General features: G+C 67.6%; 11 protein-coding genes. 5 read left to right on the top strand and 6 right to left on the bottom strand.

Annotated elements, in window-relative coordinates:
• Positions 1-2: 2 nt before the first annotated feature.
• Positions 3-1,046 (bottom strand): cysteine desulfurase family protein, encoded by a 1,044-nt coding sequence (locus KNW02_RS09900; RefSeq protein ID WP_216033109.1) that lies wholly within the window; start codon positions 1,044-1,046, stop codon positions 3-5.
• On the bottom strand, positions 1,043-2,287 hold the full coding sequence (gene coaBC, locus KNW02_RS09895; protein WP_216033108.1) for a bifunctional phosphopantothenoylcysteine decarboxylase/phosphopantothenate--cysteine ligase CoaBC: 1,245 nt from the start codon (positions 2,285-2,287) through the stop codon (positions 1,043-1,045). Before coaBC ends, KNW02_RS09900 begins: the two co-directional genes overlap by 4 nt.
• Before the next feature lie 124 nt (positions 2,288-2,411).
• On the opposite strand from coaBC, the gene KNW02_RS09890 reads away from it, so the two are divergent.
• The gene (locus tag KNW02_RS09890; RefSeq protein ID WP_216033146.1) at positions 2,412-3,926 is read left to right on the top strand and encodes a YifB family Mg chelatase-like AAA ATPase; all 1,515 of its coding nucleotides are present in this window, start codon (positions 2,412-2,414) and stop codon (positions 3,924-3,926) included.
• Positions 3,927-3,989: 63 nt separating this feature from the next.
• Here the strand turns inward: KNW02_RS09890 and gshB are convergent, their stop codons facing one another.
• The 3 genes from gshB to rsmI all read right to left on the bottom strand — a co-directional run bounded on the left by gshB (position 3,990) and on the right by rsmI (position 6,397).
• Entirely contained in the window at positions 3,990-4,937 is a 948-nt protein-coding gene (gene gshB / locus KNW02_RS09885; RefSeq protein ID WP_216033107.1) for a glutathione synthase, read from the bottom strand.
• A 63-nt stretch (positions 4,938-5,000) separates the two neighbouring features.
• Complete coding sequence (locus tag KNW02_RS09880; protein ID WP_252733660.1) at positions 5,001-5,324, bottom strand: YraN family protein; 324 nt, start codon at positions 5,322-5,324, stop codon at positions 5,001-5,003.
• 164 nt (positions 5,325-5,488) lie between these two features.
• Positions 5,489-6,397, bottom strand: coding sequence for a 16S rRNA (cytidine(1402)-2'-O)-methyltransferase (rsmI, locus tag KNW02_RS09875; protein WP_216033106.1), 909 nt, complete (start codon positions 6,395-6,397; stop codon positions 5,489-5,491).
• 110 nt (positions 6,398-6,507) lie between these two features.
• Here rsmI and KNW02_RS09870 point away from each other — a divergent pair, with 110 nt between their 5' ends.
• From KNW02_RS09870 to murJ, 3 genes are all read left to right on the top strand, one after another.
• On the top strand, positions 6,508-7,716 hold the full coding sequence (locus tag KNW02_RS09870; protein WP_216033105.1) for a penicillin-binding protein activator: 1,209 nt from the start codon (positions 6,508-6,510) through the stop codon (positions 7,714-7,716).
• Positions 7,717-7,781: 65 nt separating this feature from the next.
• Positions 7,782-10,502 carry a [protein-PII] uridylyltransferase gene (locus tag KNW02_RS09865; RefSeq protein ID WP_252733648.1) on the top strand — a complete coding sequence of 907 codons (2,721 nt, stop codon included), beginning with the start codon at positions 7,782-7,784 and terminating at the stop codon, positions 10,500-10,502.
• Between the two features lie 6 nt (positions 10,503-10,508).
• Positions 10,509-12,041 carry a murein biosynthesis integral membrane protein MurJ gene (gene murJ / locus KNW02_RS09860; protein ID WP_216033103.1) on the top strand — a complete coding sequence of 511 codons (1,533 nt, stop codon included), beginning with the start codon at positions 10,509-10,511 and terminating at the stop codon, positions 12,039-12,041.
• A gap of 67 nt (positions 12,042-12,108) precedes the next feature.
• Here murJ and KNW02_RS09855 read toward each other — a convergent pair whose 3' ends face one another.
• On the bottom strand, positions 12,109-12,810 hold the full coding sequence (locus KNW02_RS09855; RefSeq protein ID WP_216033102.1) for a rhomboid family intramembrane serine protease: 702 nt from the start codon (positions 12,808-12,810) through the stop codon (positions 12,109-12,111).
• A gap of 75 nt (positions 12,811-12,885) precedes the next feature.
• Here KNW02_RS09855 and trpS point away from each other — a divergent pair, with 75 nt between their 5' ends.
• Positions 12,886-13,920 carry a tryptophan--tRNA ligase gene (gene trpS / locus KNW02_RS09850; protein ID WP_216033101.1) on the top strand — a complete coding sequence of 345 codons (1,035 nt, stop codon included), beginning with the start codon at positions 12,886-12,888 and terminating at the stop codon, positions 13,918-13,920.
• Positions 13,921-13,951 lie beyond the last annotated feature (31 nt).

Genomic DNA, 13,951 nt, shown 5'->3' with positions numbered 1-13,951 from the left:
GCCTAGCCATTCCTGTCGCGCCAGCGTGAATACGCCTTTTCCCATGCATCCGCAAATCGGTTCATCTGATCGTCGCCCAAAGCCGGGCTTATCGAAATGCGGATCGCCGATTGCGCCTGCTGATCGTCATAACCCATTGCCTGAAGCGCGCCACTGGCCCGAACCTTGCCCGACGAACAGGCCGAGCCTGCGGAAATCGCAAACCCCGCCAGATCCATCTGCATGACCTGCGTTTCGCCCTTCCACCCCGATGTAAGAAGGCAGGTCGTGTTCGGCAAGCGCCGGGCGCCCTTTCCGGCGATCACCGCCTCGGGCGCGGCGGCCAGCAGGCGGGCCTCAAGCCTGTCGCGCCGTTCGGCGACCTCGCCCCACAGCCCTGCCTCGAGATCGCGCTGCGCGGTCATGGCGGCGGCGGCAAAACCGGCAATCCCGATCAGGTTCTCGGTCCCGCCGCGGCGGCCCTGCTCTTGCCCGCCGCCGCGGATCAGCGCCTCGCTATCGGTGCCCTTGCGCAGCACCAGCGCGCCCACGCCCTTGGGGCCGCCCAGTTTGTGCGCCGAGACGAAACCGGCGGTGATCCCCAGCCAGTTGAAGGCAAAGGGCACCTTGCCGAAGGCCTGCGTCAGGTCGCTGGAGGCCAGGTCCTCGGGCAGCACCTGAATCACGCCCGTCTCGTTATTGGCCAGTTGCAGGCTGGCCCGCGCCGGGTCGGGCACGGTCACGATGCCATCGCCATCGACCGCCAGATCCTGCTGGCACCAGGCCTTGACCGCGCTGTGCTCGACCGGCGCGCAATGGATGCCCCGCCCGGCCAGCACCATCGCCGCCGCCTCGGTCGCGCCCGAGGTGAAGACCAGATCCGCGCCCTCGGCCCCCAACGCCACCGCCACCTGCTCGCGCGCTCGTTCCAGCAGCATCTTGGCGGCGCGGCCCTCGCTGTGGACCGAGGAGGGGTTGCCCGAAACCTCCATCGCCTCGACCATCGCGGCCCTTGCCTCCGCGCGCAGCGGCGTGGTGGCGTTCCAGTCCAGATACTGCCGGTTCATCCGATCGCCCCGGCAATCGCCTCGGCCAGACGCCGTGCCACCGCCTCCTTGCCCATGCGTGGCCAGTCCTCGGCCCCGTCCTCGCGGATCACGGTAACCGCATTCTCGGCCCCGCCCATGATCCCGGTTTCGGGGCTGACATCATTCGCCACGATCCAGTCGCAGCCCTTGCGCAGACGCTTGGCGGTCGCGTTCTCGATCACGTCATTGGTTTCGGCGGCAAAGCCCACGACCAGCCCGGGCCGGCGCTTCTTCAGCCCGCTGATCCAGGCCAGAATATCGGGGTTCTCGGTCATCTCGAGGGCCGGGGGTTTGCCCGAAGCGTCCTTCTTCATCTTCTTCTGGGCGGCGTTGGTCACCCGCCAGTCGGCTACTGCTGCCGCCATCACCGCCGCATCCGCCGGCAGCGCCGCATCGACGGCATCGCGCATCTCGCGCGCGGTCTCGACCCGGATCACCTCGACTCCATCGGGCGGCGGGACCGTTGCCGGGCCGGTGACGAAACTGACCCGCGCGCCCAGATCGCGCAGCGCCGCCGCAATCGCCGCCCCCTGCGCCCCCGAGGAACGATTGGCGATATAACGCACCGGATCAATCGGCTCATGCGTCGGCCCCGAGGTCACGATCACATGCCGCTCTGCCAGCGGCCCCTGCATCACCTTCGCCTCGGGCAGCAGCTTCAGCGGCTCGCCGACCGCGACCGGCAACAGCGCCGAACGAATGGCCCGCAGGATCGCCTCGGGCTCGGCCATGCGGCCCGGCCCGTATTCACCGCAGGCCATGTCGCCCTCATCCGGCCCGACCGTCAGGATGCCGTCGGCCCGCAGCTCCGCCAGATTGCGCTGCGTGGCGGGGTGCTGCCACATCCGCACATTCATCGCCGGCGCGATCAGCACCCGCTTGTCGGTGGCCAGAAGCAGGGTCGAGGCCAGATCGTCGGCCAGCCCGTGGGCCATCTTCGCCATCAGGTCGCCCGTGGCCGGGGCCACGACCACCAGATCGGCTGCACGCGACAGCTGGATATGACCGATCTCGGCTTCGGCGGCGATATCGAACAGCCCCTCATGCGCGGCCTCGCCAGCCAGAACCGAGACGGTCATCGCCGTCGTGAACTCGGCCCCTGCACGGGTCAGCACCGGCGTCACCGCCATGCCCTCGGCCCGGATCAGCCGGATCAGCTGCGGGATCTTGTAGGCGGCGATACCCCCGCCGATGATCAGTAGGATGCGCTTGCCGTTCATCTCGTCCCCCGGAAACTGACCGACAGATAGCCCTGCCGCCCTCGTGCCGCAAGGAAGCGGTCCGGTTAACCCTTCCTTAAACAGGGTCGCGCTAGACAGCGGCAGGGATATGACAGGGGACGCAATGGCCGCGATCGCCTATTCGGTCGCCTTCGAGGGCATCGAGGCACGGCTGGTCGAGGTGCAATGCGCGGCCTCGCCCGGCCTGCCGGGATTCGCCATCGTCGGCCTGCCCGACAAGGCGGTCAGCGAGGCGCGCGAGCGGGTGAAGGCGGCCTTCGCCGCACTGTCCATCGCCCTGCCGAACAAGCGCCTGACGGTCAACCTGTCGCCGGCCGATCTGCCGAAGGAGGGGTCGCATTTCGACCTGCCCATCGCGCTGGCGGTGCTGGCGGCGCTGGAGATCATCCCGGCCGAGGAACTGTCCCGCTGTGTCTGCCTGGGCGAACTGGCGCTTGACGGCCGGCTGGTCGCAGTCGCGGGCGGCCTGCCCGCCGCCATGGCCGCGGCCGAGGATGATCGCGCGCTGATCTGTCCGAAAGCCTGCGGACCCGAGGCGGCATGGGTCGATGCCGTTCCCGTCATCGCCCCGGCCAGCCTGCGCGAGGTGGTCGATCACCTGACCGACCGCAGCCCGCTCTCCCGCGCCGCGCCCGGCATGATCGGCGACGCGCCGGCCAGCGGTTGCCTGTCCGAGGTCAGGGGGCAGGAACGCGCCAAACGCGCCCTGGAAATCGCCGCGGCGGGCCGGCACCACCTGCTGATGGTCGGCCCGCCCGGCGCCGGCAAATCCATGCTGGCGGCGCGCCTGCCCGGGCTGATGCCGCCGCTGACTCCGGTCGAGGCGCTGGAAACCTCGATGATCCATTCGCTGGCCGGGACGCTGGAGGATGGCGGCATCTCGCGCCGCGCGCCCTTCTGCGAGCCGCATCACACCGCCTCGATGGCGGCCATCGTCGGCGGCGGGCGCGGCGCCAGACCCGGGCAGATCAGCCTTGCCCATAACGGCGTGCTGTTCATGGACGAGTTTCCCGAATTTCCCCGGCAGGTGCTGGAAACCCTGCGCCAGCCGATCGAGACGGGCGAGGTCGTGGTGGCCCGCGCCAATGCCCATATCCGCTATCCCTGCCGCTTCCTGCTGATCGCGGCGGCCAATCCCTGCCGCTGCGGCCATCTGGCCGACGCCGCGCAGGCCTGTTCCCGGGCACCGAATTGCGGCGCCGACTACATGGGCAGGATCTCGGGGCCGCTGATGGACCGGTTCGACCTGCGCCTCGAAGTGCCGGCGGTCAGCTTCACGGACCTTGAACTGCCGCCTGCGGGCGAAAGTTCGGCCCGGATCGCCGCCCGCGTCGCCGCAGCCCGCGAGATCCAGCGCCGCCGGTTCAGGGACACGCCCCGGATCCGCGCCAATGCCGATGCCTCCGGCAGCCTGCTGGACGAGATCGCAGCCCCCGACAGCGAGGGTCGCGCCCTGATCGTGAAGGCCGCCGATCGCCTCGGCCTGACGGCACGCGGCTATCACCGCATCCTGCGCACGGCGCGCAGCATCGCGGATCTGGAGGGGTCCGAGACCGTCCGCGTACCGCATCTGGCGGAAGCCATCAGCTATCGCCTGGCTTTCGTCTCTGGTGGCTGAAACCGCCTCGCGCACGTCCAATCTTGCATCGGGCCGGGCCGGCCCCCTGCCCGGCCGCGACGTTCAGCGCGTGGCAAGCCGCCGCTCGATCGCCTCCCAGATCAGCGCGGCAGCATTGATGCCGTCAAACCGCTCAAGCTCCTGAATTCCGGTCGGAGAGGTCACGTTGATCTCGGTCAGCCAGCCATCAATGACGTCGATGCCGGTGAAGATCAGCCCCTTCTCGCGCAGGGTCGGTCCGATCCTGCTGCAGATCTCATGCTCCCGCTCGGTCAGGCCGATCTTCTCGGCCCGCCCGCCGACATGCATGTTCGACCGCGCCTCGCCCAGTTGCGGCACCCGGTTGATCGCGCCGACGGGTTCGCCATCGACCAGGATGATGCGCTTGTCGCCCTGCGTGACGGCATGGATGTATTTCTGGGCGATCATCGGTTCGCGACTGATTCCTGAAAACATTTCCAGCAATGCGGACAGGTTCCGGTCGTCCGGATCCAGATGGAAGACCCCGGCCCCGCCATTGCCGTAAAGCGGCTTCAGGATGATATCGCCGTGCCGTTCGCGGAACCGGCGGATCGCGGCGGGATCGCGGGCGATCATGGTCGGCGGCGTCAGATCCGGAAAGTCCAGCACCATCAGCTTTTCCGGGCAGTTCCGCACCCAGAACGGGTCATTCACGACCAGCGTTTCAGGATGCACCCGGTCCAGCAGATGGGTCGAGGTGATATAGCCCATGTCGAAGGGCGGATCCTGCCGCAGCCAGACCACATCGAATTCGCGCAGCTCAACCTCGGCCCAGTCACCGAACGTGACATGCGCGCCCTGCTTGCGCCGCAGCGTGACCGGCCGGCCGCGCGCCACCACCCGGCCTTCGTCAAAGCGCAGATGATCGACGGTATATTGAAACAGCCTGTGCCCGCGCGCCTCGGCCTCCAATCCGATCCGAAAGGTGCTGTCGGCATCGATGGCGACATCTTCGATCGGGTCCATCTGCAAGGCGACGTGAAGGCTCATGGCGCGCTCCTGAATTGCGACGCCTGCTTGTCACCCGTCACCCTGCCGGATGCAAGGGCGCGCTCAGACCTCGGCAAAGGCGTTTTTCAGGACCTCGACCCGCCCCAGGGCATCGACCAGCGCGACATCAAAGCGCATCTCGTCCTGCGGGCCAGGGGGCTGCATCGCACAATATTCGGCGGCCGCGGCGCAGATCCGGTCCATCTGACGGCGCCCGAGACGCTGCCCGGCTTCGACATGGCTTGCAGCCTGCTTCACCTCGACAAAGACCGTGCAGTTCCCGTCGCGGCATATCAGATCAATCTCACCCGATACCCCGCGCCAGCGGCGTGCCACGACGGACATGCCCATTGCCTCAAGCCCCTGCGCAACGGCGTCTTCGGCCATGGCGCCCGACAGATTGGCAAGCCGGCCGCGCGCGCGCCGGGCGGCAGGCGTCCGGTCCCGGTCGTCCCCGCGCGATCCGGGTGCGGCAGACCACGATGAATTCCCAGACCTGCCGTCCATGATCGCCATCCCTTCGCTGCCCTCGTCGCGGTTGCCCCTGCGGATCAATCCTCGTCCGTGCGCGCCGCCGCCAGGGCAAGCGCCGCCTGATAGACATCCCGACGTGCAAGCCCCAGTTCCCGCGCCACCTCCCGCGCCGCGTCCTTGACCGTCATATCGTCCATCCGTGCCAGCAGCGCCTCGCGCAGATCCTCCTCGCCGGCGCGCGCGGGCGGGGCGCGATCCAGAAGCATCACCACTTCGCCTTTCAGGGCCGCCATGCGCGGATCTGCAGCAAGTTCGGCCGCGGTTCCACGAATCACCTCTTCGAATTTCTTGGTCAGTTCCCGCGCCACCACGGTAATCCGATTCGGATCAATCTCGCACAATTCATGCAATGTCTGGTTAACGCGCCTCGGGCTTTCGAACAGGATCACGGTCGCGTCCAGCCCCGACCATTGCCGCAGCCAGGCGGCCCGCGCCGCCCGGGTGGCCGGAGGAAAGCCCGCAAAGAGAAAACGGTCGCTTGGCAGGCCCGACAGGGTCAGCGCGGCCAGCGCTGCCGAGGCGCCGGGCACGGCGTGAATGCGATGCCCTTCCTGCGCTGCATCACGCGCCAGACGATAGCCGGGATCGGCGACCAGGGGCGTGCCGGCATCCGACGCATAGGCAAGGCTCGCCCCGCCGCCAAGCGCCGTCATCAGCGCCGGCCGGACGCGATCGGCATTGTGATCATGATAGGAGAGGATCCTGCGGCCGCGCAGCGGAATGCCATGAATGTCCATCAGGTGACGCATCACGCGGGTGTCCTCGGCCGCCAGCATGTCGGCCGAATTCAGCACGTCCAGGGCCCGCAGCGTGATGTCGCGCGCCGTTCCGATCGGCGTCGCGACCAGATAAAGGCCCGGGATCAGCCGGTCGGCCTCGACATGCGCGGACAGGCGCCGGGGCGGCTCGTTCTGTTGCTCGCTCATGGGCCTCCTTTTGCCTCAGGCGGGTCGTGCCGCCAATTGCCAATCGGGGCGGTTGCACATAGGCTGCCGCCAGTTCGCCGCCACAAGATCATATCGCAGGGAAGTTTCATATGTCCGCATTTGCCACAACCCGGCCCGGCCTTGGTCTGGGTCGCGTAATTGCCCGCGCCGGCGCCGTATTGTCGGCGTTTTTCCTTGCCGCCTGCGACCCGGTCGGGCTGGGCGAACAGGCCAGCGGCCCCAGCATCGGCCCCATGATCGAGCCGGGCCAGCCGGTGCGCGTGGCCTTGCTGGTGCCCGCCGGCAGCGGTTCGGAAAATCTGGAATGGCTGGCCCGCAGCCTGAAGAACGCCGCCCGCATGGCCGCCTCGGATGCACAGGGCGCCACCATCGACCTGCGGATCTACGATACCGCCGGCAGCACCGATCAGGCGGTCGCGCAGGCCAATGCCGCCGCCGATGCCGGGGCGCAGATCATCGTCGGCCCGCTGTTCGCCGAGGCCGCGAACGCCGTCGGCAACGCCATGCTGCCCCGGCAGGTGAACGTGCTGTCCTTCTCGAACAACGCCGAGATCGCGGGCGGCAATGTCTTCATCCTCGGCAACAGCTTCGCCAATGTTGCCGACCGTCTGGTCGGCTTCGGCGTCCGCAACGGCAAGCGCAACGTCTATATCGTCGCCGAGGATGACATCGCCGGACAGATCGGCGGGCGCGCCATCGAGACGGCCATCGCCCGCAACGGGGCACGGCTGGCAGGTCGGACCAACCACCCGGTCTCGGTCAGCGGCATCGACGCCGCCACACCTCAGATCGTGGCCGCGGCCCGGTCAGGCCAGGTCGATGCGATCTTCATGACCGCCAACAATCAGGCGGTGCTGCCCTATCTGACCGAAAAGCTGGCCGCGGCGGGCGTGACCTCGCCGGTGACCCAGTTCATGGGTCTGACCCGCTGGGACCAGCCCGGTGCCCGGCTGTCGCTGCCGCAACTGCAGAACGGCTGGTTCGCGATCCCCGATCAGGGGCTGAAGGCGCAGTTCGAGGCGCGCTATCAGGCCGCCTATGGCGAACGGCCGCACGAACTGGCGTCCCTGTCCTATGACGGGGTCGCGGCAATCGCCTCGCTGGTGCGCGCCGGCAAGCGCAACGCCCTGACCACGGCCGGACTGACCCAGCGTGCGGGTTTCGCGGGCGTCGACGGGGTGTTCCGGCTGCGCCCGGACGGCACCTCCCAACGCGGGCTGGCGGTGGCGGCGATCCGCAACAACCAGGTCGTCATCCTTGATCCCGCCCCCAGCGGCTTCGGTGGCTTCGGGTTCTGATCTTGACCCGATCGCCTGTCCGACCAACGATCCAGAGCGCCCCGGCCCTACCCGGGGCGCATCAGTTGTTCGACATCGGCAGTTTCCTGACCGCCCTCGACGCGCAGCTAGAGCCGCTGAGCGAGCCACGCGAAATTCGCAGCGCCGCCGTCGCCATGCTGGCCGAGGCTCGCAGCGATGCCATGGCCGATATCGTCGCCGGCTTCAACAGCCATCCCCGCGCCGCGCGCGAGACGGTGCGCGCCATCGCCACCCTGACCGATGGTGTCGTGATCGCGATCCATCACGTCGCCACCACCAGACTGCACCCGCAGCCCAACCCGTCCGAGGGCGAAAAACTGGCGGTGCTGGCCGTCGGCGGCTATGGCCGGGCCGAGATGGCCCCCGCCTCGGATGTCGACCTGCTGTTCCTCACGCCCTACAAGGTCACCGCATGGGCCGAGAGCGTGGTCGAATCCATGCTTTATATGATGTGGGACCTGAAGCTGAAGATCGGCCATTCGATCCGCAGTACCGACGACTGCCTGCGTCTCGGCGCCGCCGACATGACCATCCGCACCGCATTGGTGGAACATCGCCTCGTGACCGGCCATGCGCCGCTGGCCGAAGAGCTGCGGGACCGGCTGTGGTCCGAGCTTTTCGCAAAGACGGTGCCCGAATTCGTCGAGGCCAAGCTGGAGGAGCGCGCGACCCGGCACCAGCGTCAGGGCGGGCAGCGCTATGTGCTGGAACCCAATGTCAAGGAAGGCAAGGGCGGCCTGCGCGATCTCCAGACGCTCTACTGGATCGCCAAGTATATCCACCGCGTCGATCGCGCCGTCGAACTGGTCGATCTGGGCGTCTTCACCCGCGACGAGCATCTGGCCTTCTGGCAGGCCGAGGATTTCCTCTGGGCGGCCCGCTGCCACCTGCATCTGATCGCCGGCCGCCCGGTCGACGTGCTGTCCTTCGACATGCAGGTCGAGGTCGCCCGGCGCATGGGCTATCACGACACATCGGCCCGGCGCGGGGTCGAATATTTCATGCAGGACTATTTCCGCCACGCCACCCGCGTCGGCGAGCTGACCCGCGTCTTCCTGACCGTGCTCGAGGCGCAGCATGTCCGCAACGCCCCGATCCTCGGGCGCATCTTCCGCCGCCGCCGCAAGATGCGCCCGGGCTTCGCCGACCGGCACGGCCGTCTGACGATCCGGGACGATGCCCAGTTCCTACAGGATCCGCTGAACATCCTGCGGCTCTTCGAGGAGGCTCTGCGCACGGGCATCCTGATCCATCCCGACGCGATGCGCCTGGTCGCTGCCCATCTGGACCTGATCGACGACCATGTCCGCTCGGACCCCGAGGCGATCCGCATCTTCATGGATCTGCTGCTGAAGCACGGCAATCCGGAACGGGCGCTCAGGCGGATGAACGAACTGGGGGTGCTGGCCGCCTTCATCCCCGAATTCGAGCCCGTCGTCGCCATGATGCAGTTCAACCTGTATCACCATTACACCGTCGACGAACACTCGATCCAGTGCATCGCCGCCCTGGCCGAGATCGAGCGTGGCGAGCATCCCGAGGATCTGCCGCTCTCCAGCGAGATCTTGGAAGCCGGCATCAATCGCAGGGTGCTGTATCTGGCCACGCTGTTGCACGATGTCGGCAAGGGGCGGCCCGAGGATCATTCGATCCTCGGCGCCCGCATCGCCCGGCGCATCGCCCTGCGGTTCGGCTTTCCCAAGGAGGATGTCGAGACGGTCGAATGGCTGGTGCGCAACCACCTGCTGATGTCGGATGTGGCGCAAAAGCGCGACATTGCGGACCCACGCACCCTGCGCGACTTCGCCAAGGCAGTGAAGACCCGCAAGCGGCTGGACCTGCTGCTGGTGCTGACCGTCTGCGACATCCGCGGCGTCGGCCCCAGCACCTGGAACAACTGGAAGGCCGCCTTGCTGCGCAAGCTGCACGAACAGACCGCCGCGGTGCTGGAAAACGGCATGGAGGAACTGAACCGCGACAAGCGCCAGAACGAGGCCAGGCGCGGGCTGCGGCATCTGCTGATCGCCAAGGGCTGGGACGCCAGAGAGATCCGTGCCGAGATCGCCCGGCACTATGACAGCTACTGGCCCGGCCTTCCGACCGAGACGCAGGCGGTCTTCGCCGATCTGCTGCGTCAGGTCGGGCCCGAGGAAATCCGCAGCGACCTGCGCGCCGACAAGGATCGCGACGCGACCCGCGCCGCCTTCGTGCTGGCCGACCATCCGGGCATCTTCTCGCGCCTTGCCGGGGCGCTGACGCTGACCGGCGCCAATGTGGTGGACGCCCGCACCTACACGACCCGCGACGGCTATGCGACGGCGGTGTTCTGGGTGCAGGATGCCGAAGGCCACCCCTTCGCCGAGGACCGCCTGCCCCGCATCCGCCAGACCATCCTGCGGACGCTGAAGGGCGAGATCGTCGCCCGCGAGGCTTTCGCCAGCCGCGACAAGCCGAAAAAGCGCAACCGCGAATTTCGCTTTCCGACCCATATCACCTTCGATAACGAGGGCAGCGAGATCTATACCATCATCGAGGTGGACACGCGCGACCGGCCGGGGCTGCTCTACGACCTGACCCGGACCATGGCCGAGAACCATATCCAGATCGTCAGCGCTGTCATCGCCACCTTCGGGGCGCAGGTCGTGGACAGCTTCTATGTGAAGGACATGTTCGGCCTGAAACTTCACAGCGAGGCCAAGCGCAATATGCTCGAGAAGAAGCTGCGCCAGGCGATCGCCGACGGGGCGAAACGGGCAGAGGCATAAGACAAGATGAAAACCGGACTGGTGCGCGGATTCCTGTCGGTAGGGATCTGGACCTTGATTTCGCGCGTCTCGGGCTTCGTGCGCGACATCCTGATGGCCGCATGGCTGGGCACCGGACCGGTGGCCGAGGCTTTCCTGATCGCGCTGTCGCTGCCCAACATGTTCCGCCGGTTCTTCGCCGAGGGCGCCTTCAACACCGCCTTCGTGCCGATCTTCTCGAAAAAACTCGAGGACCGCGAGAACGCGGGGCGTTTCGCGGCCGAAGCCTTTTCCGGCCTGTTCATGACGGTTCTGATCCTGTCGGCCGTGGCGATGATCTTCATGCCGGCACTGGTCTGGCTGATGGCCTCGGGCTTTCAGGGGGATGAGCGTTTCGCGCTGGCGGTCGAATACGGCCGCATCACCTTTCCCTATATCCTGCTGATCTCGATGGCCTCGATGATCTCGGGCGTGCTGAACGCCAATGGCCGTTTTACCGCCGCCGCCGCGGCACCGGTGCTGCTGAACCTGCTGTTCATCGTCGCGATGGGGCTGGGGCGCTGGCGGGGCTGGGATCTGGGACTGACGCTGGCCTGGGCCACCCCTGTCACCGGCATCTCGCAGCTGGCGCTGGTCTGGTGGGACGCCCACCGCACCGGCTGGACCTTTAGGCCACGTCGCCCGCGGCTGTCGCCCGACATGCGCCACCTGCTGGCCGTGGCCCTGCCCGCCGCCTTCGCCGGTGGCGTCGTGCAGTTGAACCTGCTGATCGGCCGGCAGGTCGGATCGCGTTTCGAGGGCGCCATCGCCTGGCTCAGCTATTCCGACCGCCTCTACCAGCTGCCGCTCGGCGTGGTCGGTGCGGCCGTGGCGGTGGTGCTGCTGCCCGAACTGGCCCGCCGCCTGCGGGCCGAGGATCACGCCGGCGGCCAGTCGGCCTTCAGCCGCGCGACCGAGTTCGGGCTGTTCCTGACCCTGCCCTCGGCCTTCGGCATCGCGATCATCGCGGAACCGATCGTCTCGACGCTGTTCCAGCGCGGCGAGTTCACGGCCCATGACACGATCCAGACCGCCCGCGCCCTGGTCGTCTATGCGCTCGGCCTGCCCGCCTTCGTGCTTCAGAAGATCCTGCAGCCGCTCTATTTCGCGCGCGAGGACACGAAGACCCCGTTCCGCTATGCCGCGCATTCCATGGTGGTGAACGCCGCCGTCGCCTTCGGCCTGATGCCGCTGATTGGCTTTCTGGCCGCCGCCATCGGCACGACCGCCGCCGCCTGGATCATGGTTGCCCAGCTCTGGTGGGGGACGCGCGGCATGGGACCTGCCGCCCGCGCCGACCAGCGCCTGCGCCGCACCGCACCGCGCCTCGTGCTGGCGGCGGTCCTGATGGCCGTGGCCCTGTGGTTCCTGCGGGACTGGGTCGCCATTAGCGGCATCGCCCGCGTGCCCGGCCTCGCCATCCTCGTTTTTGGCGGCGCGGCGATCTATTTTGCCCTCAGCTTCGCCACCGGAGCCTATCGGCTGTCAGACCTGAAGGCGGCCGTCAGACGCTCGCGCTGACCGGTCCTGCCTCGCACTCTTGCCAAATACCTTGGGGGCGCGGGGGCAAAGCCCCCGCCTGCTGCCGCTATCGCTGCCGGACCTGGCGCAGGACCCGCGCCACCCCACCATCGACCAGCAGGAAGCTGAGGCCGAAGCCGGTGGCAAAGCCCGCGACCTCGGCGATCCACTCATGGCCGGCATTGCCGAAGACCAGTCCGAAGACCAGTTGGAACAGCAGCAGGATCCCGATCAGGCTGAAGGCCCGCATGCGGTTGGCATTGGCCGCCGCCAGCCGCGTCCACAACAGGAAGGTGAAGGCGCCAACCAGCCCGTAGACCGCCGGATAGCCCCCCATCAACGGTACCGGCCGGCCGGGCAGGAACGACACCGCGACCGTATAGACCAGCGCCCCGCCGATCGCCGAGCCCAGGTAGAGCGCGATCACCGCCCAGGGCCGGAATTCGCGCGCCACGAGGTTTCCCAGGGCCAGCGTGAAGGCCAGGACGAACAGCGCATGGGTCAGCGACATCTGCACGAAACTATAGCTCAGCAGCCGGTAAAGCTGATCCCAGTCGATCGCCCGAACCTGCCACATGCGCTGCAGCATCTCGGGCGCGAAGGCCGCCATCTGCAGCCCCGACAGCCGCAGCCCGATGCCCTCGGCGCCACCGATCAGGCCCAGCCTGCCCAGCCCGAACACCGCCTCGCTGGCGATGACCGGCAGGGCCAGCAGCCAGACGGCAACCGGCAGGGGGTTCAGCGGCGATTCGTTCAGGCCGTCACGCATGGGCTTTCCTTCGCGGTTGCTCTCGCTGCGACCAACAGCTAAGCCAGCGCCACGAAAATTCCAAGCAGGCCAGACATGAGCGAGACGACCAATCCGGGCTTCACGCCGCGCATCTTCTCGGGGATCCAGCCCTCGGGCGGGCTGACGCTGGGCAATTATCTGGGCGCGCTGAAGCGTTTTGCGGCACTTCAGGGCGATCAGGCCGAGACGATCTATTGCATCGTCGATCTGCACGCGATCACCGTCTGGCAGGATCCCGAAGAACTGCGCAGCCGCATCCGCGAGGCCACTGCGGCCTTCATGGCCTCGGGCGTCGATCCGCGCCAGTCGATCCTCTTCAACCAGAGCCAGGTCAGCGCCCATGCCGAACTGGCCTGGCTGTTCAATACCGTCGCGCGGGTGGGCTGGATGTACCGGATGACCCAGTTCAAGGACAAGGCGGGCAAGAACAGCGAGAATGCCAGCCTTGGCCTTCTGGCCTATCCGGCGCTGATGGCGGCCGACATCCTGGCCTATCAGGCCACCGCCGTGCCGGTGGGCGAGGACCAGAAGCAGCATCTGGAACTGACCCGCGACATCGCCGCCAAGTTCAACCATGATTACGGCGTCAACCATTTCCCGATCACCGAGCCGCTGATCGAGGGCGTGGCCACCCGCGTCATGTCCCTGCGCGACGGCAGCAGGAAGATGTCGAAATCCGACCCTTCGGATGCCAGCCGCATCAACCTGACCGACGACGCCGACGCCATCGCGCAGAAGATCCGCAAGGCGCGCACCGATGCCGAGCCGCTGCCGGGCAGTGTCGAGGGGCTGAAGGACCGCCCCGAGGCGCGGAACCTGGTCAATATCTACGCCGCGCTGGCCGACGAGACGCCCGATCAGGTTCTGGCCCGGTTCGAGGGCCAGGGCTTCGGCGCGTTCAAGCCGGCGCTGGCCGAGATCGCCGTGGACGCTCTGGCTCCGATCACCCGGAAGATGAGCGAATTCATGGCCGACCCGGCCGAGATCGACCGCATTCTCGGCGACGGTGCGGGCCGCGCCGAAGAGGTCGCGACCCCGATCCTCGAGCGGACGAAGGACATCATGGGCCTGCTGCGCTCACGCCCCTGAACCGGGCTTGGGCAGGGGCGGAAAATGCCGC

The sequence above is a fragment of the Paracoccus marinaquae genome (assembly GCF_018860165.1).
Taxonomy (GTDB): Bacteria; Pseudomonadota; Alphaproteobacteria; order Rhodobacterales; family Rhodobacteraceae; genus Paracoccus; species Paracoccus marinaquae.
This window is presented reverse-complemented; position numbering and strand designations above follow the sequence as displayed.